Origin of the sequence: Methylobacterium sp. 13MFTsu3.1M2 (assembly GCF_900112625.1) — a bacterium.
Classification (GTDB): Bacteria; Pseudomonadota; Alphaproteobacteria; order Rhizobiales; family Beijerinckiaceae; genus Methylobacterium.
Window position 1 is genome coordinate 79,063 of sequence record NZ_FOMM01000013.1, and the last position, 20,988, is coordinate 100,050.

Sequence of the window (20,988 nt, forward strand, 5' to 3'; positions counted from 1 at the left end):
GTGAGACAACCCTCACCACGCCCACGTGCCGCCCTCAAGCGAGGGCGGCACGTGAGGTCCGAATTCGCGGCCGCTACGAGCTGTCGCTCGATCCGCGGCCGATGCGGCTCGGATCACGAGAGTCGGGCGGCATCCCCGGGACGGATGGGGCTGGGGTCGCCGTCACGGATCCCGTCGTCGGAGCGAGGGGTTGCGGGATGGAGTCGGTCAGCCGGCCGCCGCCGCGCGTGCAGCGGCGGCCGATCGCGTGACGGAAACGCGATCCGTCGAAGATGGTCGCTCAGCTAGCCGCACACGCGCTCATGGCCGAAGAAGACAGGATTGTAGATCGCGCGGCAGTCGCCGAAGTTCGGGCCGAGGAAGGAGCTGTTCGCGGGATAGCCCCAGCTGAACCCGCCGAAGCGCCGACGGAATCCACGGTGGTAGAAATGGCGATGGTGACCGAACCCGCCGTGCCTGAAGCCTCCGTGCCCGAACCCACGATGGCCGAAGCCTCCGTGATGGCCGAAGCCTCCGTGTCCGAAACCGCCACGGCCAAACCCGCGGGCGTCGGCACTGGCGGCACCACCGGCCAATGTCGCGGCCGCGAGACCCGCCACCATCAACAACTTCGTCGAGATCATCTTCATCGTGCGTCTCCCTGTTGGAGTGAAGGCACTCTGCCGCCGACCGATGGACGGTCGCTGTGATCCCGGTCACAGAAGCCCGGACGCGGGGCTCGACGCGGGATCCCTCGCGGGGGCTCGGGTGCGCGCTTCGACCGAACCCCGACTGGTCGGGACGACCGCGAACTCCGACGCCGCGGCGGGCAGGCGGCCCGCGCCGTTGGCCGCGACGTCGGCCGCCACGTCGGCCGCGTCGGCCCCGCGCGTGCGATCGCTCTACGGGCGCTGTCCCATCACGAGCGTGACCGGCTGGCCCGCGAAAGTCTCGACCGCGGTGAAGGCGCGTGCGCGAAGTTCAGTCTCCATGGCCGCGCATTCCCACAGATGTCCGCCGCTGCGGGCCAGCCGCAGGGCAGCGAGCGCGGCGGCCGCGGGATCCGCCGGCGGAGCGTAGAGTCCGACCACCAGATACCCCCGCGGCTCGAGCGCAGCCGTGAGTCGGTCGAGCGCTGTTCGGGCCGCGTCCCGGGAGAGGAAGGGTGCCGGAAGCCACGTCAGCGAGTAGCCTGCCGAATCGTCGAACCGCGTCACATCCTGCAGACGGAGTTCGATACGGCCGTGAAAGGGGCTCGCCGCCACGTTCGCGCGCGCCAAGGCCAGGGCCGGCTCCCAGATGTCCAGGCCGACGACCCGCAGCGAGGGCCAGTGTGCCGCGGCCTCCAGCGCGATGCCGCCCACGCCGGTGCCGACATCCAGGAAGCGCCCGGTGAGTGCGGCCGCGAGCGACGGGCGCTCGGTCGACAAGGCCGCCAGGCGCCGCACGACGCTGCGCGACGCCTGGCCTTGAGCCTGCAACATCGCGGGATCGCGAACCTGCCAGACCGGCGGCCGCTCCGGGTGATCCAGCAGATCCCGCGCCTCCTCGAGCGCGTGGGTGACGGATGCCAGGAGCGCGGACACCTGCTCGGGTTCGAGCTCACCGAGGCCGCCCGGGATGACGGCGGCGACCACGTCGCGCAGTCGGCGCGCCACCTCGGGATCGACCGCCCTCGCGTCTTCCTTCGCACCTTCCTTCGCGTCTTGCCGCAATCGCAGGGCCGCACCGATCGCGGCCAGGCCTCGCGCCGCGTTTCCCATCGCGCGCAGCGTGTGTTCAATCGTGTCGATAGCCATCCGCGACCGCCGAAGTGATGATCGCCACGACGCGTCGTGGCACTCGAACAGGACGGCCCGGCATCCTCGGAAAGAGGCCGGGCAAGGATCCGCGGTGTCTTTCCCGGCCGTGAGCCCGTGGATCACCCACCCGGGCGCTCCTCGACAGCGGCTCAGGGGACCTCAGCGCTTCCGGCCGTCACACGCGGCCTGATCGGGCCGTCCGCGACGCGCGGTGCGTCGCGGTTCCGGGGACGGGATCGATGTCCCGATCGGCCGGTGCGATGTCCGCGCGACGGGGCGTCCTGAGCGAGCCCTCCGGTCCGCCGATCGTGCTCGCTGCGGCGACGGGCGTTACAGGCCGTGCGCCCGCTTCAGCATCTCGGCGGCCCGTTCGCCGATCACCGCGCACGGCGCCTGGGTGTTGCCGGTGGTCACGCGGGGCAGGATCGAGGCGTCGGCGACCCGCAGGCCGTCGATGCCGTAGACCCGGAGCGCCCCGTCCACGACCGCCAGCGCGTCGCGGCCCATCCGGGCGGTGCAGCTCTGGTGCCAGTAGGTGACGGCGGCATCGCGGATGTAGTCCGCCATCGCCGCGCCGGACAGCGGGCCCGGCATGGCCTCAGCGCGCACGTACGGGCGGAACGCCCGCGCGTTGCCGAGGGCGCGGCAGAGGTCGACGCAGGCCGCGGCCGCCGTCACGTCGGCCGGGTGGGACAGGAAGTTCGCCTCGATGACCGGCGGCGTCGCCATGTCGGCGCTCCGCAGCCGCAGGCGGCCGCGGCTGGCGGGCTGCGCGAGGCCGGCGAACATCGTCCAGCCGTGGGCCGGAACGCCGCGCGCCGCGGTCTGCTCGCTCGGAACCGGAAACTCGACCTGGCAGAACAGCAGGTCCGGCGCCGAGAGGCCGGGCCGGCTCGTCCAGTACAGGGTCGCCTCGCTGCCGCTGTTCCGCGGCGCGATCGGGTCGGCATATTCCCAGGTGCAGCCGAAGGACACGTGGTCCTGAAGGTTCTGTCCGACGCCGGGCAGGTGCTGCACCGACGGGATGCCGAGCGCCCCGAGCTCGTCCCGGTCGCCGATCCCCGAGAGCATCAGCACCTTGGGTGTGTGGATCGCCCCCATCGACAGGACCGTCTCGGCACGCGCGCCGACCGTCCGGACCGCGCCCGCGTGGACGAACTCGACCCCCGTGGCGCGGCGGCCGTCGAAGGTCACGCGGCGGACGAGCGCGTCCGTGAGGACGGTCAGGTTGGGGCGGTCGAGCCAGGGATGGACGTAGGCGCGGAACAGCGAGACGCGCCGGCCGTCGCGGACCAGCATGTCGGTGATCGCCGCGCCGCCGGGCCCCTCCATCATGCGCCCGTTGGGGTTGTCGAAGGTCGGGATGCCGAGGTCCCGCGCGGCGTCGAGCAGGGCGTGGGCCACGGGGCTGGGATCGGAGGCGGGCTGCACCCAGACCGGACCGCCGCTTCCGCGATGCGCCGGATCGGGGGCGCCGCGCCAGTTCTCGATGCGCCGGTAGATGTCGAGGACGCTGTCGTAGCCCCAGGCCGCGTCGCCGGCCTCGGCGGCGAAGGCGTCCCAGTCGCACCGGTGGCCGCGCGCCCAGACCATCACGTTGACGCTGGAGCCGCCGCCGAGGCCCTTGCCCATCGCCATGGAGAGCGTGCGTCCGTTCAGGTGGGCATTCGGCTCCGCGCGAAAGCCCCAGTCCCGCGCCCCGCCGAGATTGGTCGGCCAGAGGGCGGGATCGAGCACGGCCTCGGCGTCGTCCGAGCCGCCCGCCTCGAGCAGGAGCACCTGCACCTCGGGGTTCTCCGCCAGCCGCCGCGCGACGACCGACCCGGAGGCGCCCGCGCCGCAGACGACGAAGTCGTAGGCCGGTTTCAGGTCGGCGGTCAGCCGGGCCTGGTTCTCCCCCGCCCGCCGCGCGAAATCGGCCCGGTCGAGGGCGTCTGAAGTGCTCATGATCTGGAAGGTCTCACCTGTAGCAGCGGATCGGAACGATCTCGGTCAATCGAGGATCGGGCGGAACATTCCGACGCTCACGTCTCCGCGCTCCAGCAATCGCCTCGTCGGGATTGCCGGAACATCAGTGGCGCCGCGATCGGGCTGCCGCGCGAAGCGGCGCGCACCCGGCGTTCGACGCGCGGATCGATAACGCAATGCTTCTGTTACAGGTGGATTTCGGCGCGTGACCGCGCGCGTTACATGGGACACGGTTTTTCGTCCGCGCCGCCGAGCCGGCGAGCGGGCAGGGCGGATCGGCGGATCGAGCGGCAGGACACGCGAAAGCGGCGAGGCTCGCACCCCGCCGCTCGCGTCAGTCTCGTTGTCCGTTACCGGGTGGCCGCCGGCATCCCGCCGGGTTCACAGGCCCATCAGCACGCCGGCCGAGCCGACGACGGTCATCATGAGGCCGCCCAGGAAGGCGCCGATCATCGCGTAGGAGAAGGCCTTCAGCATCGTGTCCCCCGACCTCAGCAGCGGTTGCCGCCGGCGGTCTGGCCGTACTGCTTGACCGGGAAGTTCTGCTGGTTGGCATTGCCCTCCGCGGCCGAGCTCTGCGGGCAGGTCCAGGGGTCGCGGTCGTAGCGGCCGCCGAACGGGGCGCCGAACGAGCCCGTGGTTTCGACATCGTAGGGCGTGGAGCCAGTCCAGGCAGGACGATCGTAGGCCATGGCGGACGAGATCGGAGCTACGGCGAGCATGAGAGCGGTGACGGTAGCGGCGATACGGGTCTTCATAGGCTAATTCTTGCTCCTTTACGCAGTACAGTCCGAGATTTACGGCCCATTTCGTCTTGCGTGACCCTGATATGGGGGCGATTGTCTCGGAGCGACGTGCCGCTGCGCACGCGGCGTCCGGGATTAATCGCGCTGGCGGCGCAGCTGTGACCGCGCGTGACCAGGCTGTCTCTGCCGCCGGCGTCGCGGCCGCCCGGCAGACTGCGCTCACGAAGGCCCGCTCATTGAACCAGACGCGCGCTTCAGGTCTTCCCTCCATGCCGAGGCGATCCATCTCCGCCGAGGCATGGAGGAGCTCTATGCGCATTCTCGTTCTCGCCGCGCTCGCAGGTGTCGGCCTCGGCGTCCTGGCCGTCCCCGCCTCGGCCGTTCCCGCGGGCCCCGCGACCGGCCTCTCGTCGCCGTCCGACATGCTCACCGACGTCCGGATGAGGCGCCATCACGTGCGGCGACACTCGATGTCGCGGGTCCAGCGGCGCTATCCGGGTGCGAGCTTCGTCCGGAACAAGACCCCCGGCTCTGCGGGCGGCAGCAGCCGGGGTAACGGCGTTACCGGCAGCTACGCCGCGCCCAGCGGACGGTAGGCCCCCACGCTCGCGCAACGCGGCCCGCCCGGCCGCGGCGGGCTCCGCGCGCGCCATCGCCGTCACCGGATTCCCGCGCGTGGGACCGGGGGCGGCAGACGGCGCAGGCGGGATGAACTTCCGCGGCCGGCGATCCCGCCAGCTTCCGGTTCGAGCCGGCGCCCTGCCTGCGCGGGCGAATGGTGGCGGATGCGTCGGGCTCTCAGCGCGCCAGTCTCGCCGGGAGCACCGTCGGCGCCGGGCTCGACGCGTTCGACGCCGCGAACGACGCGACGAATCCGGCGAGGGAGCGCACATTGTCCGGCTGCCGCGGATCCCGAGCAACCGCGGCTGCCTCGCGTTCCAGCCGAAGGTTACAGGCCTTTGTCGGAAGTCCGATATCCGGCGTGCAGGCGTCGTGGCGGGCGCAGGCTGCGTCGAGGGCGTCGATAGGCGGCAGAGGCGCGTTGTTGCCGGGGCCGCAATAGTTGCCGTGAATGAGGAACTTCGGCCCGCCATTGGCGGCCGGCTGTGCCAGGGACGGCGTGGCCCACGCGGCGGCGAGGCAGACGGGGGCGACGAGGCCTATGACGGTGCGAGTCAACATGGTGGAGACCCTCCAGCACCTGCGCCGCACAAGTCCCATCGGCGATGACGGTGCGAGACACGATTAAGCACCACACATCACGGCGCGACGTGCTCCGGAGCACCACCCCTATTTGGATGACGTCCTACCCGCATCGCGGACATCGCGGTCGCTGCGTCACCGCAGCGTCCGCGACATCGCGCGGCATCACGGAGGTCGGGCCCCGCCGCACTCTCCCCCTCTGCCTCCTCTGCCGATCGCGTGTCGGCACCTCTGTCGTGCAGACACGCCTCGCTCGGCGCGAAGAGGCGGGGCATCGGGCTGCCGACTGTGGTAGACATCACCGCATGCTCGCTGGCGATCCAGCGTCTCACGGCCTTCAGGGAGAGTCTCAGTGGCGCGTCCGGACCTCGGCACGAAGCGTATCTGCCCGACGACGGGGAAGAAGTTCTACGATCTCGGCAAGAATCCCGTGATCTCGCCCTACTCGGGCGAGGTCGTGCCGATCGCTGCGGCGACATCGTATTCCAGGGGGAGTGCTCCCGTCGTCGCGCGCAAAGAGGCGCCGAGCGACGAAGAGGACGAGACGGAGGGCCCGGAACTCGTCTCGCTGGACGAGGTCGAGGCCGAGGAGGCCGAGAAGGACACGGACAGCAACGCTGAGGATGACGACGCGCTCGACATCGAGGACGACGGGGAGCAGGTCGACGACGACAACCTCGTCGTCGATGAGGACGATGACGACACCAGCGATCTCGTCGAGGTCAACGACGACGATGACGACCAGTAAACCCGCACGCCGCCGCCGGTCGTCCGGCGGACAGGCGCGGGTGGCCGCAATCTCAGTCGCTGTTTGATCGGGTGGTGGGGCGGCTCATGAGCAGGGCCGCCCGCACCGCCATGCGGCGCGACGGCTCGTCGGACTCGGTGTCGACCACGATCGCGGGCGCGGAGGGGTGGGCCGCGACGGCCGCCGCGAGATCGAGCACGTGGTCCGGACCGATGGCGTGATCCTGGGTGGTCGGTTCTGCCAGGTAGGCGTCGACGGCGGCGCCGACATCTTCGATGGCGATACGCTCGGCGGTCACCAGATCCCAGAGCGTGGCCTCAGCTGACATCCGCGGCGTATCGCACCTCGCGCGAGAGCATGCAACAATGTAACAACGGCTGGCTCGCGGCGCCGGCAGGCCGGCGCGTCCGCGGGATCAGGGCCCGTCGCGCAGGGGACCGATGCAGGCCGCAACCGGGTGGCCGGCCGGCGCGAAGTGATCCAGGAGCCGGTCCCCGGACCACAGCTCGGCCAACAATCCCTCGGCCAGCCTGTCGGCCTGATGCCTGGCCTCCGCGTCGTCGCGGGCTCGGATGAGGACCGTGCCGCGGTCGCTGCCGTCCGCGCCGAACCGGTGCAGCCGGTAGGCCGAGCCGGCACCTCGGCGTTTCCCGGGGAAATCGATGAGGTCGGCCATCGCGGGCTCACGGCTCCGTAGGAGGGGGCACGCGTCCCCCAGCCGCCGGAACCTGAAGTCTGGCCGATCCGGCGACGGATCGAGTGTAAGAGGGCCGGGACGCGAAGGATAGAGTGCGAAGGACGCCCGCTCGCTGCCGAGGCAAGGCCGTCAAGGCCGGAACGCGGCCCAATCAACGTTCAGGAAGGGTCAGACCGTCGGGCCGGCGGAGGTCGCGATCCACACCACGTGCCGCGGGCCGCTGCGCCCGTTCGCGTGGGGGCGAACCTCTTCGACGGCGAAACCCGAGCGCTGGAGGCGCGCCTTGAACTTGCGGTCGGGAATGGCCGACCAGACGCCGAGCACGCCGCCCGGCCGCAGCGCCCGCCGCGCCGATTCCAACCCGTCCTTGCCGTAGAGGCGATCGTTCTCCGGGCGCACGAACCCTTCCGGTCCGTTGTCGACATCGAGCAGGATCGCGTCCCAGGCGGCCGGGCCGCGCCGGATCAGGTGGTCGACATCGGCTTCGCGCAGATCGACGCGCGCGTCGTCGAGGCAGCCGGCGAAGACGCCCGCGAGCGGTCCGCGCGCCCAAGCCGCGACCGTCGGTACCAACTCGGCGACCGTGACGCGCGCCTCGGGCTCGAGGTTGCGCAGGGCCGCGCGCAGGGTGAACCCCATTCCGAGGCCGCCGACGAGCACCCGCGCCGCGCCCCGCCCGCGCACCCGGCCGCAAGCGAGGATCGCCAGCGCCTCCTCGGAGGCCCCGCGGGTGCTGTTCATCAGCTCGATCGTGTCGGCGACGATGGAGAACTCGTGGCCCCGCTGCATCAGGTGCAACGGGGTCCCGCCGGGAACGAGGCCGGTGTCGATGTGCATCCAAGATGTCACAGGCGTCCCTCTGTGGGCCGGCGCCATGGATATTCCGGCAAACGGGAAGGATGGGTTATGAGACGCGCTCCTGACCGCGCGTCGCGCCTGCAAGACGCAGGGGCCGCGACGGCGTTCGCCTCGTCCGAGAAGCCGGCATACCCCTCATGGCCAAGCGTACCAAGTCTCTGCCGAAGGTGCAGGGGTTCGTGCTGTTCGACGTCACCTACGCCGACGGCAGCCGCGCCTCGAATCGGCGCGTGCCGGCCGAGATCCTGGGCGGCCTCGACGGCGACGAGCCGGCACGCACTCTCATCACCGAGCAGGAAGAGGAGATCGCCCGCAAGTCGGGGAGGCCGATGCGGGAGATCGAGAGCCTGACGCGGTCTCCTGCCCCGAGTTCGAAGCCCGATCTGTGACGAGCGGCCCCGATCCAGGCCACTCGTCGCGCGGTGCTCAGCCAGCCTTCAGGTTGGCGGCGCTCTCCTTGCCGCTGCGGCGGTCCGCCTCGACGTCATAGGAGATCTTCTGACCCTCGTTGAGGGAGCGAAGGCCCGCACGCTCGACGGCCGAGATGTGAACGAACACGTCCTTGCCGCCATCGTCGGGCTGGATGAAACCGTAGCCCTTGGTCTCGTTGAACCACTTCACGGTGCCTGTAGCCATGGCTGTATCCTGGTCGTCACCGGCTCGCCAACGTGGCGGGCCGTGACGCCTGAACGAGCCGCCGCGGCCGCCTGTTCCAAGGCCCCCCCGATCAGGAGCCTCGGTTGAGACCCCCGCGCCCTCATCCGCCGACCTCAGGCCGAACGGTCCTGGGCCAGGCCCTGCCGAGCCGGCCAGCGCGGGCACCGGCCCGCTCCGCGGCGCGATCAGGGTCGCTCCGTGCGGGGCCAGACGCCGCCTTCCGTCACGATGATGTCCATGGCGACGTCGTGCGCCTGCGGGTGGATCGTCGCGAGCCGCGCGAGCTCGAAGCCGACGCCGATGACCCGCGGCTTCGTCGACCTGGACGCGATGGTCCGGTCATAGAAGCCGCCGCCGTATCCCAGGCGGTACCCTGCCTGATCGAAGCCGACGAGCGGCGCGATCAGGACGTCCGGGTCGACAATCTCGCCCTCTGCGGGAACGGGTATGTTCCAGACGCCGCGGATCATGCGCTCGCCCGGCGACCAGACCCGGAACTGGAGCGGGCGCGCCTTCTCGACGACGACCGGAAGCGCCAGTCGCGCCCCGCTTCCGCGCAGCTCCGTCAGGAGGGATCTGGCGTCGAACTCGCCCCTGAAGGGCCAGTAGAGACCGATCGATAGGCCCGATGGCGAAGGTAGAGCGGCTCGGAGACCCTGCTCGATCCGCTCGCTCCGGGCGGCGCGGTCCTGGGCGGAGATGCCGACCCGCCGCGCGATGAGCGCGGCGCGGGTCTCCTTTCGCCATTGCCGCACGCTCGGCCAGTCGGATGCGGCGCTCTCAGGACCGCAGGGTTCGGAAGGCCGAGGCTCCGCCGCCGGGCCGACGAAGTCGGGGCCGAGCTCGTGCATGAAGCAGGGTGGAGAGCTGTACGCGCCGAACGCGGAGTGTTCGGGCGCCGCGGGTTCCGGGGGCGTCTCAGGCCGCTCGGTTGAATGCCCGACCACGATGATCTCCCTCGCGACGGTGGACCCGCACAGTCCTGGGTGACCTCGGCCAAACGCGCGCTCGGCACCTCCGGTTCGGTGAAGCGGATCGCGACGTCCCGCGCCGTTCCGACCCGGCCGGCCATCGTCCCTGGCCGGTCTCCGAGCGGCACGATGGCGAATGCCGGCGAGATCCGCCGCCCACCCTCGCGGGTGCCCGGGACGGGCAGGCGCGCGCGTCGACGGCGGTCCGGCGCTTCGACCCGGGGATCCCCGGTCAGCGCGTCACCGGCGCGCCGGCGCTCGGGAAGAACAGCTGCTCGCCGCCGACCTTGTATCCCGCGATCGCCTGCTGCCCCTCCGGTGAGACGAGCCAGTCGATGAAGGCCTGTCCCTGCTTCGCCTTCACGCCGGGGTGCCTGTCGGGATCCACCAGCATCGCGCCGTAGGGGTTGAACAGGCTCCGGTCCCCCTGAACCAGGATGACCAGGTCGGCGCGGTTCTTGAACGCGAGCCAGGTCCCCCGGTCGGCGAGGATGTAGGCGCCGAGGGCCGAGGCCGTGTTGAGCGCGGGGCCCATGCCCTGGCCGACATCCCGGTACCAGGGGCCGCGCACGGCCGCGAGATCGACGCCCGCCTCCTTCCAGCTGCGCAGCTCGGCGCTGTGAGTGCCCGAGCGGTCCCCGCGCGACACGAACGCCACCTTGCTGGCCGCGAGCTTGGCGAAGGCCTCGCGCACGCCCAGGCCGCGCACGCCGGCCGGATCGGAGGCCGGGCCGATCAGCACGAAATCGTTGTACATCACGTCGTACCGCCGCTTCGCGAAGCTCTCGGCGAGGAACTTGTCCTCGGCCGGACGGTCGTGGACCAGGACCACGTCGGCATCGCCGCGGCGCGCCGCGTCGAGCGCCTGTCCCGTGCCCAGGGCGACGACCTTCACGTCGATCCCGGACGCCTCCCGGAAGAGCGGGAGGATGTGCTTGAACAGGCCGGACTGCTCGGTCGAGGTCGTCGAGGCGACGACGATCGACACCGGTTCGGCCTCGGCCGGCGGCAGGAGGGCAGCCGCGCTCAGGAGCGCGGCCAGTCCCAGGGTCAGGAGGCGGCGACGAAAGGCGTCCACGGCAATTCCCCAGCGAGGTAGGCCCGCGCCTCGGACGTCCGGGGCGAGAACAGGATCTGTCGGGCGGGACCATGCTCGACGGCGCGGCCCGAGGCCAGCACGATCACCGCGTCGGCGAGGCGCGCCACCTGCCCGAGATTGTGTGAGACGAGCACGACCGTGGTGCCCGCCCGCGCCATCGCGGACACCAATCCCTCGACGATCTCGGTCGAGGCCGGGTCGAGGTTCGCGGTCGGCTCGTCGAGGAGGAGCAGGCCGGGGCCGACCGCCCAGGCACGGGCCAGCGCCAGCCGCTGCTGCTCGCCGCCGGAGAGACGCGTCGCGGGATCGCGGGCGCGCTCGGAGAGGCGGACGCGGGCCAGCGCCTCCTCCGCCCGCGCGGCCCGCGCAGGACGGGGCAGGTCTCCGAGAGCCAGCGCGACGTTCGCGGCCGCGGTCGCGCGGATCAGCGCCGGCCGCTGGAACACGAAGGCCCGCCGGTGCGGGCCGACCTGCACCGTGCCGCCGTCGGGCCGCAGGAGCCCGTCGACGACCCTCAGGGTGACGCTCTTGCCCGCCCCGTTCGGGCCGATGACGGCCGTGACGCTGCCCGCAGCGACCTCCAGGCAGAGACGGTCGAGCACCGTCCGACCGTCGAGGACCAGGGTCACGTCCTCGAGGCGGATGGCCGGTGTCGCGCTCATCCGTACACCCGCGCGGCGTGCCGGCGGAGCAGGGCCACGGCGACGTTCACCACCAGAACGAGGCCGATCAGCACGAGGCCGAGCGCCAGGGCGAGGCTGAGATCGCCCTTCTGGGTCTCCAGCGAGATCGCCGTCGTCATCGTGCGGGTATACCCGTCGATGTTCCCGCCGACGACGAGGACCGCGCCGATCTCCGAGATCGCCCGGCCGAACGCGGCGAGCGCGGCGGTCACGAGGGAGAAGCGCACGTCGTAGATCATCGCCGCGGCCTGACGCGGTGCTGAGAGGCCGAGGGAGCGCAGCTGCTCCCCGAGATGCACCCGGGCGTCGGCGACGACCTGCTGCGTCAGGGCGGCGACGAGCGGGGTCGCGAGCGTCGCCTGCGCGGCGATCATCGCGGCGGGGGTGAACAGCAGGCCGAGCGGTCCGAGCGGACCGGAGCGGGACAGGACGAGGTAGAGCGCGAGGCCGACGAGCACCGGCGGCAGCCCCATGAAGGCGTTGAGCAGGCCGACCGCGGCGCCGCGTCCGGGGAAGCGGGCGACGGCCAGGAACGCACCCAGGGGTATGCCGAGCACGAGACCGATGCCGACGGCGGTGAGGCTGACACGCAGCGACAGCCACGCGATCGCCAGCACGTCCCGATCCAGGCTGAACAGGCGGGAGAGGATGTCCAGGAGCGTCTGCATCATGCGCCCGGGCCGGTCCTCGGGAATCGGACGAGGCGGATGGCGAGATCAGCCGTCGAGGCCGACCTCGTGACGCAGGTTCGGCGGAATGGACCTGTCATGCCTGTCAGCGGAGCGCGTGCGGATAGGCGGCGAGCATATCGCCCGGGGCGGCCGTTGTCGTGTCGGCGGGTCGGCCGCCGCGCCGGCCCTTGATCATCGAACCCGGATGGCGCATCGCCGCCACGATGATCCGGAATGCGTCCTCGGCGCTGATCCCGCTTCGGGAGGCGGCGATCCTGCTCAGCGGCGCGGCGGCTCCCGTCGAACCCGCGACCGTCCCGCTCGCAGCGGCGCTCGGACGCGTCGCCGCGCGAGCGGTCGTCGCGCACGCCGCCGTGCCCGCGGGCCCGACGGCGATGCGGGACGGCTTCGCGGTCGCGGCCGCCGCGGTGGGCGGCGCGTCGGCCTACGCGCCGATCTTCCCGGCGCGACCGCCGCCCTGGGTCGAGGCGGGACAGCCGCTGCCGTCGGGCACCGATGCCGTCCTACCCCCGGAGGGATTCGCGGACGGCATGGTCGTCGCGGACATCGCCCCGCGGGAGGGCGTGCGCGGGGCGGGAGACGACGTCGCCGCCAACGCGCGGCTGATCGAGGCCGGCACCCGGATCGAGCCCCTTCACCTGCTCGTCCTGGAGGCGGCCGGCCTGGAGGCGGTCGATGTCCGTCAGCCGCGCTTGCGCGTCGTCACCGCCGGGACGTCCAGCCTCGATACCGTGTCGCCCCTGCTCGGGCGTCTGATCGCGCGGGCGGGCGGGGCGACCGAGGCGGTTCGCGCCCGGGGGGGCGAGGAGATCGCCGAGGCGATCCGCGGCGGCACGGCGGACGCGGTGCTGGTGGTCGGGGGCAGCGGTTTCGGCCGCTCGGACCAAAGCGCGGCGGCCCTCGCCCGCGCCGGAGACGTCCGCGCGCACGGCATCGCCCTGCGGCCCGGGGAGACCACCGCGGTCGGCTCCGCGGCCGGCAGGCCGGTCCTCCTGGTGCCCGGGCCTCCCGAGGCGGCGCTCGCCGCGTTCCTGGCCCTCGGCCGTCCGCTCATCGCGCGGCTCGCCGGCGCGCGGGAGCGCTCGCCGCGGCGGCACGTCCTCCTCCGGAAGATCGTCTCGTCGATCGGTCTGTCCGAGGTCGTCTTCGTCCGGAGCGGGTCGGACGGCGTGGAGCCGCTGGGCGGAGCCGGCCTTCCGCTCGGTCGGTTGGTGCAGGCGGACGGCATCGTCGTGGTCGAGCCGGAAAGCGAAGGCTTCCGGGCCGGCGAGGAGGTAGAGGTTTGGGCCCTGTGAGCGCCGATGCAGACCGTGACGGGGCGGCGGATTTCGTCGCGCGCCTCGCCGCGGCCTCGAGCCAGGAGCAGTTTCTCCGGGTGATGAGCCGGGACGACGCGCTCGCGCGGTTCCGGGCGGCGGTCCCGCACGCGCGCCTGCCGTCCGAGACGGTGTCGTTGGACGACGCGCTCGGGCGCGTTCTGGCCCGCGACGTCGCCTCGCCGATGGACGTCCCGCCCTTCGACCGGTCCCTGGTCGACGGTTTCGCCCTGCGCGCGACCGACACGGAAGGCGCCGGGCCGGCGAGCCCGCGGCGTCTCACGCTGAACCGCGAGATCCTCGCCTGCGGCGTCGCGCCGACCGTCGTCGTCCAGCCGGGAACGGCGACGCCGATCGCCACCGGCGGCGTGATCCCCCGCGGCGCCGACGCCGTGGTGATGGTCGAGCACACGGAGTTCGACGCCCGGAGCCTCGCCGTCGATGTCCTGACCGCGGTGCGGCCGGCGCAGTTCGTGGGCTATGCCGGGGCCGACATGGCCCGCGGCGAGACGGTGCTGCGCGCGGGAACGCGGATCACCGCCCGCGAGATCGGCATGCTGGCGGCGTGCGGCCTGGCGGCCGTCGACGTCACAGGACGCCCGCGGGTCGCAATCCTGTCCACGGGGGACGAGCTGGTCGCACCGGGCGAGCCCCTGCCCGAGGGCGCGATCTACGATTCGAACGGCGCGATCATCGCGGCCGCGGTGACCGAGAACGGCGGGGAGCCGGTCCGGCTCGGGATCGTGCGCGACGAGGCTTCCGTCCTTGAGGCCGCCCTCCGGTCCGCCCTCCGGGACAGCGACCTCGTCGTGCTCTCGGGCGGCACGTCCAAAGGCGCCGGCGACGTGTCGCACCGGGTGCTGTCCCGCCTCGGCGAGCCGGGAATCCTGTTCCACGGCGTGGCCCTGAAGCCCGGGAAGCCGCTCTGCGTGGCGGTGGCGCAGGGAAGGCCGGTCATCGTCCTGCCGGGGTTCCCCACCTCCGCGATGTTCACCTTCCACGACTTCGTCGTGCCGTACGTGCGGGCGCTCGCCGGGTTGCCGCCGCGCGAGGACGAGACGATCGCGGCGCGGGTGTCCCAGCGGGTGCCCTCCGAACTCGGCCGCACCGAGTTCGTGATGACCTCGCTCGCCCACGGTCCCGAGGGGACGATCGCCCTGCCGCTGCCGAAGGGCTCGGGTTCGGTCACCGCCTTCTCGCAGGCGGACGGCTTCTTCGCGGTTCCGGCCGCGCGCGCCGGCGTCGAGGCGGGGGAGGACGTCGCCGTGGTCCGCCTGGGCGCCGGCGTGCGGGCGCCGGACCTGACGATCGTCGGCAGCCACTGCATCGGCCTCGACCGGGTGGTCGGCCTGCTCGGCGAGCGAGGGTACCGCGCCCGCACCATCTGGGTCGGGTCGGCCGGCGGCCTCGCCGCCCTGCGGCGCGGCGAGTGCGATGTCGCCGCCATGCACCTCTTCGATCCCGAGACGGGCCGGTACAATGCCCCGTTCCTCACCGAGGGCCTGTCCCTCGTGCCCGGGTGGCGCCGCCTCCAGGGCGTCGTGTTCCGCCGCGGCGACGCCCGGTTCGAAGGGCGCGACGCCGCGGACGCGGTCGCCGCGGCGCTCGCCGACCCCGACGCCGTGATGGTCAACCGCAACGCCGGATCGGGCACGCGCCTGCTCGTGGACGGGCTGCTGAACGGTGCCCGGCCGGCGGGGTTCTGGAACCAGCCGCGCTCGCACAACGCCGTCGCCGCGGCGGTCTCGCAGGGCAGGGCGGACTGGGGCGTGGCCATCGCGAGCGTCGCGGATGCCTACGGGCTGGGCTTCCGCCCGCTGACGGAGGAGGCTTACGACCTCGCGTATCGCGCGGACGCGCGGGAGATGCCGGCGCTCGCGGCCTTCCTAAGCCTTCTGGGCGAGCCCGAGACGGCCGCCGCGCTGCGCGCTCTGGGCTTCACGCCCGCCGCGGGAGCCGCGTGACGCGCGCACCGTTGGCTGGCCTCGACGGAACGGGACGGACGATCCTGTCGCCCGCCGGGATGATCGACACGGCCGTTTCGCGTAGGGACGCCTGCGAGGCGCTGGGGCCTCCAGCGAAGCGGCGGTGTGCGTTGGGCGAGGACACGAGCATCAGTTTGCGGATCGAGCTCGGCTCGGACACCCTGCTGGGACCGGGCAAGGCCGCCCTCCTGAGCGGCATCCGCGACACCGGCTCCATCGCCGCCGCGGGGCGCCGGATGGGCATGAGCTACAAGCGAGCCTGGTACCTCATCGACACGTTGAACAAGGCGTTTCAGGAGCCGCTCGTCTCCGCGAGCAAGGGCGGCCGCCGGGGCGGCGGGGCGGTCCTGACCAGCACGGGCGACGCCATCCTCGACAGCTACCTCCGCATGGAGCGGCTCGCCTCGGAGGCCGTGGCGGGCGAGCTCGACCTTCTCGCCTCGCTGATGAAGGTTGATTCGTAGGAGCGAGGCCGCGCAGAGGCGCGCCTCCGTGGGAAGCGGTCTCTCGACGGTCGGGCGTCGGCTTCGGTCTGTGCAGCCCGCTGCGTCATCGCGAGCGGAGCGAAGCAATCCAGTCGGCGCGACATCTGTCAGCGTCGCGCCGACTGGATTGCTTCGCTCCGCTCGCAAGGACGGCACCGGGCTGATCGACCGGAAACAGCATCAGCCCGCTGCGCTCGCAAAGACGGCACCGGGCTGATCAATTGGAAACAGTATCAGCCCGATGTCCGCCGCCAGGGGCCGGCGGCACGCCTGGGCGCGCCGCCGGAGATCACGCCGCCTACTCGGCGGCCATCGCCGTGTGGACGGCGGAGGCCCGGGCCGCGCAGAACTTGAACTCCGGGATCTTGCCCATCGGGTCGAGCGCCGGGTTCGTCAGCAGGTTGGCCGCGGCCTCGGCGTAGCAGAACGGCATGAAGATCATGCCGACCGGCACGTCGCGGTCGGAGCGCACCTTCAGGTGGACGGCGCCGCGGCGCGTCTCCAACTTCATCGTGTCGCCGGGCTCCAGCCCGAGCCGGTAGAGCTCCTTCGGGGCCATGAAGGCGACCGCCTCGGGCTCCAGCGCGTCGAGGACGCCGGCGCGCCGGGTCATCGATCCGGTGTGCCAGTGTTCCAGCACGCGGCCGGTCGACAGGACCATCGGGTAGTCCTCGTCCGGCAGCTCGTCCGGGGGCACCACGGCGGCCGGGACGATCTTCGCGCGCCCGCTCTCCGTGGGGAAGCCGGCGTAGAAGATGATCTCGTTGCCGGGCTGGTCCGGCGCGTCGACCGGGTAGGTCACGGCGCCCTCGCGCTCCAGGCGCTCCCAGGTGATGTTGTTGAACGACGGCATCACCATGGCCATCTCGCGGAAGATGTCGGCCGGGCCGTCGTAGTTCCAGGGCAGGCCGAGGCGCTTCCCCAGTTCCTGGATGATCCACCAATCCTGCCGCGCGTCGCCCGGCGGGGACACCACCGGCTGCGAGATCTGCACGCGACGGTCGGTGTTGGTGAAGGTGCCGGCCTTCTCGGCGAAGGCGGAGGCCGGCAGCACCACGTCGGCGTGGAAGGCGGTCTCCGTCAGGAACAGGTCCTGCACGACGAGGTGGTCGAGCATCGCCAGGGCGTGCCGGGCGTGGTTCAGGTCCGGGTCGGACATCGCGGGGTTCTCGCCCTCGACGAACATGCCCTTGATCTCGCCGGCGTGGATCGCCCGCATGATCTCGACGACGGTGAGACCCTTCTGCGGGTCGAGCTTCTGACCCCAGAACTCCTCGAACATCTCCCGCACCGCGGCCTTCTCGACCGACTGATAGTCCGGGTAGACCATCGGGATCAGGCCGGCGTCGGACGCGCCCTGGACGTTGTTCTGGCCGCGCAGCGGATGCAGGCCGGTGCCGGGGCGCCCGATCTGCCCCGTGACGAGGGCGAGCGCGATCAGGCAGCGCGAGTTGTCCGTGCCGTGGACGTGCTGGCTGATGCCCATGCCCCAGAAGATGATCGACGACTTGGCGCGGGCGTAGAGCCGGGCGACCTCGCGCAGGGTCTCCGCGTCGATGCCGCAGACCGAGGCCATCTTCTCAGGCGTGAACTCGACGATCTTCTCCTTGAGCGCCTCGAAGTTCTCGGTGTAGCCGGCGATGTACTGCTCGTCGTAGAGCCGCTCCTCGATGATCACGTTGAGCATCGCGTTGAGCATCGCGACGTCCGAGCCGGGCTTGAACGCGAGGTGCTTGTAGGCGTGCCGCGACAGCACCTGCCGGCGCGGATCCATGACGATCAGCTTGGCGCCGCGCTGCTTCACGGCGTTCTTGAGGAAGGTCGCCGCCACCGGGTGGTTCACGGTCGGGTTGGCGCCGATCACGATGATGACCTCGGCGTCGAGCGCCGCCGAGAACGGCGCCGACACGGCGCCCGAGTTCAGCCCCTCCATGAGGGCGGCGACCGACGAGGCGTGGCACAGCCGGGTGCAGTGGTCGACGTTGTTCGAGCCGAACCCGAGCCGCACCAGCTTCTGGAAGAGGTAGGCCTCCTCGTTCGAGCCCTTCGCGGAGCCGAAGCCGGCGAGCGCCTTTCGGCCATGGGTGTCGCGGACCGTCTTGAGGCCGCCGGCGGCGCGGTCGAGCGCCTCCTCCCAGGTCGCCTCGCGGAAGTGCGTCCACGGGTTGGCCGGGTCGACCTGGTCGTTGGCGTCCTTCGGGACGTTGTCCAGGCGGATCAGCGGCGCCGTCAGGCGGTGGGGGTGGTGGACGTAGTCGAAGCCGAAGCGGCCCTTCACGCAGAGCCGGTTGTGGTTGGCCGGGCCGTTCACGCCCTCGGCGTAGACGATCCTCTCGTCCTTCACCTTGTAGGAGACCTGGCAGCCGACGCCGCAATAGGGGCACAGCGAGGTCACCTCGCGGTCGGGATAGACCGTCCGGGTGTTGTGCTCGGCGTCGAGGTAGGCGGACGGCATCAGCGCGCCGGTCGGGCAGGCCTGGACGCACTCGCCGCAGGCCACGCAGGTCGATCCGCCCATCGGGTCGTCGAAGTCGAACACCACCTTCGCGTCGGCCGAGCGGTAGGCCATGCCGATCACGTCGTTGACCTGGACCTCGCGGCAGGCGCGGACGCAGAGGTTGCACTGGATGCAGGCGTCGAGATTGACGCTCATGGCCGGGTGGCTGAAGTCGCCGGTCCAGCGCTCGGCCGCGGGGAAGCGGCTCTCGGACACGTCGAGGAAGTCGGCCTGCACCCAGAAGTGCGAGGTCGGGTCGTGCGAGGTCGCGCGCTCGGGCTGGTCGGCCACGAGCAGCTCGAGCACCATGGCGCGGGCCTTGGTGGCGCGCTCGGTCGCGGACTTGACCTTCATGCCCACGGCCGGCGTGCGCTTGCACGAGGCGGCCAGCACGCGCTCGCCCTCGATCTCGACCATGCAGGCGCGGCAATTGCCGTCCGGGCGATAGCCGGGCTCGGGCTTGTGGCAGAGGTGCGGGATGTGGGTGCCGAGGCGCTTGGCGACGGCCCAGATCGTCTCGCCGGGGGCGGCCTCGACCTGCTGGCCGTCGAATTCGAACGCGATGGTCGGGGGGGCGGTCGGCCGCTCCTTGAGATCGTGCAGGCCCGACGGCTCCGGGGCCGCCTGGCCGCCCGCCTTCGCCCCTTCCGAGTAGGAGCCGCCGGCTCCCGGCTTCGGGCCCTGGGCGGGGCCGCCCGCATCCTGCAGCCCGTCGGCCCGGATCTCGGCCTTCTCGGTCTTGTCGCCGCGCTGTTCGGGGGCGTTGCTCATGCGGCCGCTCCTGGCTCGGACATCGGGGTAGGGTTCGCCGGTACCATCGGTTGCCTCACTCGGCAGCCGCGGCGCGCGGGGCGGGGAACAGGTCCGGGAAGTACTTGATGACGCTGCTGAGCGGGTTCGAGGCGGCCTGGCCGAGGCCGCAGATCGAGGCGTCCCGCATGCACTGGGACAATTCGCCCAGGAGCTCGGTGTCCCAGACGCCCTGCTCCATCAGGATGCGGGCCTTCTGGGTCCCCGAACGGCAGGGGGTGCACTGCCCGCAGCTCTCGTCCTCGAAGAACTTCATCAGGTTCAACGCGGCGCCGCGCACATCGTCCCGGTCGGACAGGATCACGACGGCGGCGGAGCCGATGAAGCAGCCGTACTTCTCCAGCGTCCCGAAATCGAGCGGGATGTCGTTCATCGACGCCGGCAGGATGCCGCCCGACGCGCCGCCCGGCAGGTAGGCCGCGAAGGTGTGGCCCTCCGCCATGCCGCCGCAATACTCGTCGATCAGTTCCTGGATGGTGAGGCCGGACGGGGCGAGCTTCACCCCCGGCTCCTTCACGCGCCCCGAGACCGAGTAGGAGCGCAGGCCGACGCGGTCGTTGCGGCCGTGGCTCTTCCACCAGTCGCCGCCCCGCTCGATCAGGTCGCGGACCCAGAACAGCGTCTCGATGTTGTTGATCAGCGTCGGACGGTTGAACAGGCCGACCTGGAACGGGAACGGCGGCTTGTGCCGCGGCAGCCCGCGCTTGCCTTCGAGGGACTCGATCAGCGAGGATTCCTCGCCGCAGATATAGGCGCCGGCGCCGCGGCGCAGGTGGATGCGCGGACCGCCCGCGGGGAGCTTCGCGATCTCGCGCGTCAGGATCTCGCGGGAGATGGGGTATTCGTCCCGCAGGTAGATGTAGACCTCCGGCGCCTCGACGACGTGGGCGCCGATCAGCATGCCCTCGAGGAAGCGGTGCGGGTCGGTGTTGAGGTAGAGCTGGTCCTTGAAGGTGCCGGGCTCGCCCTCGTCCCCGTTGACCGCCATCAGCCGGGGCCCGGGCTCGCCGCGCACCGAGCGCCACTTGCGCCCCGTCGGGAAGCCCGCGCCGCCGAGGCCGCGCAGGCCGCCGTCGTCGAGCACCTTCAGGACGTCGTCGACCGGAAGGTCCCCGCTGCGGAGCCGGTCGAGGGTCGCGTACCCGCCGGCGGCCCGATAGGCCTCGTAGTCGACGTAGTCCGGGATATGGGCGTGCGTGTCGCCGGCCTCGACCGCGGCCCGCACGGAGGCGAGGTCTGCCTTGTGCAGGAAGTTGTGCCCGACCTCGACGGCGGGCGCATGGTCGCACAGGCCGACGCAGGGCGCGCGCACGACGCGGACGGCGTCGGAGGCGAGTTCCCGCTGGAGCGTCTCCAGCAGCTCGTCGGCGCCGAACATCGCGCAGGTGATGCTGTCGCAGACCCGGACGGTCAGCCGCGGGATCGAGGCGTCACCCTCCTTCACGACGTCGAAATGCGCGTAGAAAGTCGCGGTCTCGAACACCTCGGCGAAGGCCAGGGCCATCTCGTCGGCGAGCGCCGCCAGGTGCTCGGCGCTGATCTGGCCGTAGGTGTCCTGGATCAGGTGCAGGTGCTCGATGAGCAGGTCGCGCTGGCGCGAGCGGGAGCCGAGAAGCGCCTCGATCTCGACCTTCGCCCGCGGCTCGACCTGGCGCCCCTTGGGGACGCTGCGCGCCTTGTTCCGCCCCCGGCCGGGATGCGAGAAAGTCCTGACTGTCCCCGGTGCCTCACTCATGCGGTATCTGATTTCCAACTGCTGGGACGGGTGGTCGCGGTGTCCTGAGGTCCGGTC

Annotated in this window: 21 protein-coding genes; 6 read left to right on the forward strand and 15 right to left on the reverse strand. The window is 71.7% G+C overall.

Annotated features, from left to right (window positions below; genetic code table 11):
- Window positions 1-284: 284 nt before the first annotated feature.
- The 4 genes from BM314_RS14155 to BM314_RS14170 form a co-directional block, all read right to left on the reverse strand.
- The gene (locus tag BM314_RS14155) at window positions 285-629 is read right to left on the reverse strand and encodes a hypothetical protein (RefSeq protein ID WP_091978525.1); all 345 of its coding nucleotides are present in this window, start codon (window positions 627-629) and stop codon (window positions 285-287) included.
- A 252-nt stretch (window positions 630-881) separates the two neighbouring features.
- Window positions 882-1,778 (reverse strand): SAM-dependent methyltransferase, encoded by an 897-nt coding sequence (locus BM314_RS14160; protein WP_244539937.1) that lies wholly within the window; start codon window positions 1,776-1,778, stop codon window positions 882-884.
- 333 nt (window positions 1,779-2,111) lie between these two features.
- The gene (locus BM314_RS14165) at window positions 2,112-3,728 is read right to left on the reverse strand and encodes a GMC family oxidoreductase (RefSeq protein WP_091978527.1); all 1,617 of its coding nucleotides are present in this window, start codon (window positions 3,726-3,728) and stop codon (window positions 2,112-2,114) included.
- A gap of 512 nt (window positions 3,729-4,240) precedes the next feature.
- On the reverse strand, window positions 4,241-4,507 hold the full coding sequence (locus BM314_RS14170) for a hypothetical protein (RefSeq protein ID WP_042672249.1): 267 nt from the start codon (window positions 4,505-4,507) through the stop codon (window positions 4,241-4,243).
- Between the two features lie 299 nt (window positions 4,508-4,806).
- Between BM314_RS14170 and BM314_RS14175 the strand changes: the two genes are divergently transcribed.
- Window positions 4,807-5,091 (forward strand): hypothetical protein, encoded by a 285-nt coding sequence (locus BM314_RS14175; RefSeq protein ID WP_020094858.1) that lies wholly within the window; start codon window positions 4,807-4,809, stop codon window positions 5,089-5,091.
- A gap of 202 nt (window positions 5,092-5,293) precedes the next feature.
- On the opposite strand, the gene BM314_RS14180 is transcribed toward BM314_RS14175, so the two are convergent.
- Window positions 5,294-5,677, reverse strand: coding sequence for a phospholipase A2 family protein (locus tag BM314_RS14180; RefSeq protein ID WP_042672250.1), 384 nt, complete (start codon window positions 5,675-5,677; stop codon window positions 5,294-5,296).
- A gap of 373 nt (window positions 5,678-6,050) precedes the next feature.
- Between BM314_RS14180 and BM314_RS14185 the strand changes: the two genes are divergently transcribed.
- Window positions 6,051-6,446, forward strand: coding sequence for a TIGR02300 family protein (locus tag BM314_RS14185; RefSeq protein WP_020094856.1), 396 nt, complete (start codon window positions 6,051-6,053; stop codon window positions 6,444-6,446).
- Between the two features lie 52 nt (window positions 6,447-6,498).
- Here the strand turns inward: BM314_RS14185 and BM314_RS14190 are convergent, their stop codons facing one another.
- The 3 genes from BM314_RS14190 to BM314_RS14200 all read right to left on the reverse strand — a co-directional run bounded on the left by BM314_RS14190 (window position 6,499) and on the right by BM314_RS14200 (window position 7,992).
- Complete coding sequence (locus BM314_RS14190) at window positions 6,499-6,774, reverse strand: hypothetical protein (RefSeq protein ID WP_020094855.1); 276 nt, start codon at window positions 6,772-6,774, stop codon at window positions 6,499-6,501.
- Window positions 6,775-6,861: 87 nt separating this feature from the next.
- Window positions 6,862-7,122, reverse strand: a complete 261-nt coding sequence (locus BM314_RS14195) for a hypothetical protein (protein ID WP_091978528.1) — start codon at window positions 7,120-7,122, stop codon at window positions 6,862-6,864.
- A gap of 189 nt (window positions 7,123-7,311) precedes the next feature.
- Window positions 7,312-7,992 (reverse strand): spermidine synthase, encoded by a 681-nt coding sequence (locus tag BM314_RS14200; protein ID WP_091978529.1) that lies wholly within the window; start codon window positions 7,990-7,992, stop codon window positions 7,312-7,314.
- A gap of 146 nt (window positions 7,993-8,138) precedes the next feature.
- Here BM314_RS14200 and BM314_RS14205 point away from each other — a divergent pair, with 146 nt between their 5' ends.
- The gene (locus BM314_RS14205; RefSeq protein WP_020094852.1) at window positions 8,139-8,390 is read left to right on the forward strand and encodes a hypothetical protein; all 252 of its coding nucleotides are present in this window, start codon (window positions 8,139-8,141) and stop codon (window positions 8,388-8,390) included.
- A 37-nt stretch (window positions 8,391-8,427) separates the two neighbouring features.
- Here the strand turns inward: BM314_RS14205 and BM314_RS14210 are convergent, their stop codons facing one another.
- From BM314_RS14210 to BM314_RS14230, 5 genes are all read right to left on the reverse strand, one after another.
- Complete coding sequence (locus BM314_RS14210) at window positions 8,428-8,637, reverse strand: cold-shock protein (RefSeq protein WP_020094851.1); 210 nt, start codon at window positions 8,635-8,637, stop codon at window positions 8,428-8,430.
- A gap of 206 nt (window positions 8,638-8,843) precedes the next feature.
- Window positions 8,844-9,509, reverse strand: coding sequence for a 5-formyltetrahydrofolate cyclo-ligase (locus BM314_RS14215; RefSeq protein ID WP_244539944.1), 666 nt, complete (start codon window positions 9,507-9,509; stop codon window positions 8,844-8,846).
- 352 nt (window positions 9,510-9,861) lie between these two features.
- Window positions 9,862-10,707, reverse strand: coding sequence for an ABC transporter substrate-binding protein (locus BM314_RS14220; RefSeq protein WP_091978531.1), 846 nt, complete (start codon window positions 10,705-10,707; stop codon window positions 9,862-9,864).
- Complete coding sequence (locus BM314_RS14225) at window positions 10,680-11,390, reverse strand: ATP-binding cassette domain-containing protein (RefSeq protein WP_091978532.1); 711 nt, start codon at window positions 11,388-11,390, stop codon at window positions 10,680-10,682. Before BM314_RS14225 ends, BM314_RS14220 begins: the two co-directional genes overlap by 28 nt.
- Complete coding sequence (locus BM314_RS14230) at window positions 11,387-12,082, reverse strand: ABC transporter permease (protein ID WP_091978533.1); 696 nt, start codon at window positions 12,080-12,082, stop codon at window positions 11,387-11,389. Before BM314_RS14230 ends, BM314_RS14225 begins: the two co-directional genes overlap by 4 nt.
- Before the next feature lie 224 nt (window positions 12,083-12,306).
- On the opposite strand from BM314_RS14230, the gene BM314_RS14235 reads away from it, so the two are divergent.
- The 3 genes from BM314_RS14235 (at window position 12,307) to BM314_RS14245 (ending at window position 15,868) form a co-directional block, all read left to right on the forward strand.
- Window positions 12,307-13,398, forward strand: coding sequence for a molybdopterin-binding protein (locus BM314_RS14235; RefSeq protein WP_091978534.1), 1,092 nt, complete (start codon window positions 12,307-12,309; stop codon window positions 13,396-13,398).
- Window positions 13,395-15,383 (forward strand): molybdopterin biosynthesis protein, encoded by a 1,989-nt coding sequence (locus BM314_RS14240; RefSeq protein WP_091978535.1) that lies wholly within the window; start codon window positions 13,395-13,397, stop codon window positions 15,381-15,383. The genes BM314_RS14235 and BM314_RS14240 overlap by 4 nt, the downstream gene beginning before the upstream one ends.
- 155 nt (window positions 15,384-15,538) lie before the next feature.
- On the forward strand, window positions 15,539-15,868 hold the full coding sequence (locus BM314_RS14245; RefSeq protein ID WP_091681636.1) for a winged helix-turn-helix domain-containing protein: 330 nt from the start codon (window positions 15,539-15,541) through the stop codon (window positions 15,866-15,868).
- 319 nt (window positions 15,869-16,187) lie between these two features.
- Here BM314_RS14245 and fdhF read toward each other — a convergent pair whose 3' ends face one another.
- Window positions 16,188-19,157: a formate dehydrogenase subunit alpha gene (gene fdhF, locus BM314_RS14250; protein ID WP_091978536.1), complete on the reverse strand. Its 2,970-nt coding sequence runs from the start codon at window positions 19,155-19,157 to the stop codon at window positions 16,188-16,190.
- A 55-nt stretch (window positions 19,158-19,212) separates the two neighbouring features.
- On the reverse strand, window positions 19,213-20,931 hold the full coding sequence (locus BM314_RS14255) for an NAD(P)H-dependent oxidoreductase subunit E (protein ID WP_091978537.1): 1,719 nt from the start codon (window positions 20,929-20,931) through the stop codon (window positions 19,213-19,215).
- Window positions 20,932-20,988: the final 57 nt, after the last annotated feature.

Coding starts and splice junctions, on each gene's coding strand:
- BM314_RS14210 (WP_020094851.1), bottom strand. CDS start 8,637: ATGGCTACAGGCACCGTGAAGTGGTTCAACGAGACCAAGGGCTACGGT.
- BM314_RS14230 (WP_091978533.1), bottom strand. CDS start 12,082: ATGATGCAGACGCTCCTGGACATCCTCTCCCGCCTGTTCAGCCTGGAT.
- BM314_RS14170 (WP_042672249.1), bottom strand. CDS start 4,507: ATGAAGACCCGTATCGCCGCTACCGTCACCGCTCTCATGCTCGCCGTA.
- BM314_RS14155 (WP_091978525.1), bottom strand. CDS start 629: ATGAAGATGATCTCGACGAAGTTGTTGATGGTGGCGGGTCTCGCGGCC.
- BM314_RS14225 (WP_091978532.1), bottom strand. CDS start 11,390: ATGAGCGCGACACCGGCCATCCGCCTCGAGGACGTGACCCTGGTCCTC.
- BM314_RS14160 (WP_244539937.1), bottom strand. CDS start 1,778: ATGGCTATCGACACGATTGAACACACGCTGCGCGCGATGGGAAACGCG.
- BM314_RS14205 (WP_020094852.1), top strand. CDS start 8,139: ATGGCCAAGCGTACCAAGTCTCTGCCGAAGGTGCAGGGGTTCGTGCTG.
- fdhF (WP_091978536.1), bottom strand. CDS start 19,157: ATGAGCAACGCCCCCGAACAGCGCGGCGACAAGACCGAGAAGGCCGAG.
- BM314_RS14255 (WP_091978537.1), bottom strand. CDS start 20,931: ATGAGTGAGGCACCGGGGACAGTCAGGACTTTCTCGCATCCCGGCCGG.
- BM314_RS14165 (WP_091978527.1), bottom strand. CDS start 3,728: ATGAGCACTTCAGACGCCCTCGACCGGGCCGATTTCGCGCGGCGGGCG.
- BM314_RS14180 (WP_042672250.1), bottom strand. CDS start 5,677: ATGTTGACTCGCACCGTCATAGGCCTCGTCGCCCCCGTCTGCCTCGCC.
- BM314_RS14235 (WP_091978534.1), top strand. CDS start 12,307: ATGATCCGGAATGCGTCCTCGGCGCTGATCCCGCTTCGGGAGGCGGCG.
- BM314_RS14215 (WP_244539944.1), bottom strand. CDS start 9,509: ATGCACGAGCTCGGCCCCGACTTCGTCGGCCCGGCGGCGGAGCCTCGG.
- BM314_RS14175 (WP_020094858.1), top strand. CDS start 4,807: ATGCGCATTCTCGTTCTCGCCGCGCTCGCAGGTGTCGGCCTCGGCGTC.
- BM314_RS14190 (WP_020094855.1), bottom strand. CDS start 6,774: ATGTCAGCTGAGGCCACGCTCTGGGATCTGGTGACCGCCGAGCGTATC.
- BM314_RS14195 (WP_091978528.1), bottom strand. CDS start 7,122: ATGGCCGACCTCATCGATTTCCCCGGGAAACGCCGAGGTGCCGGCTCG.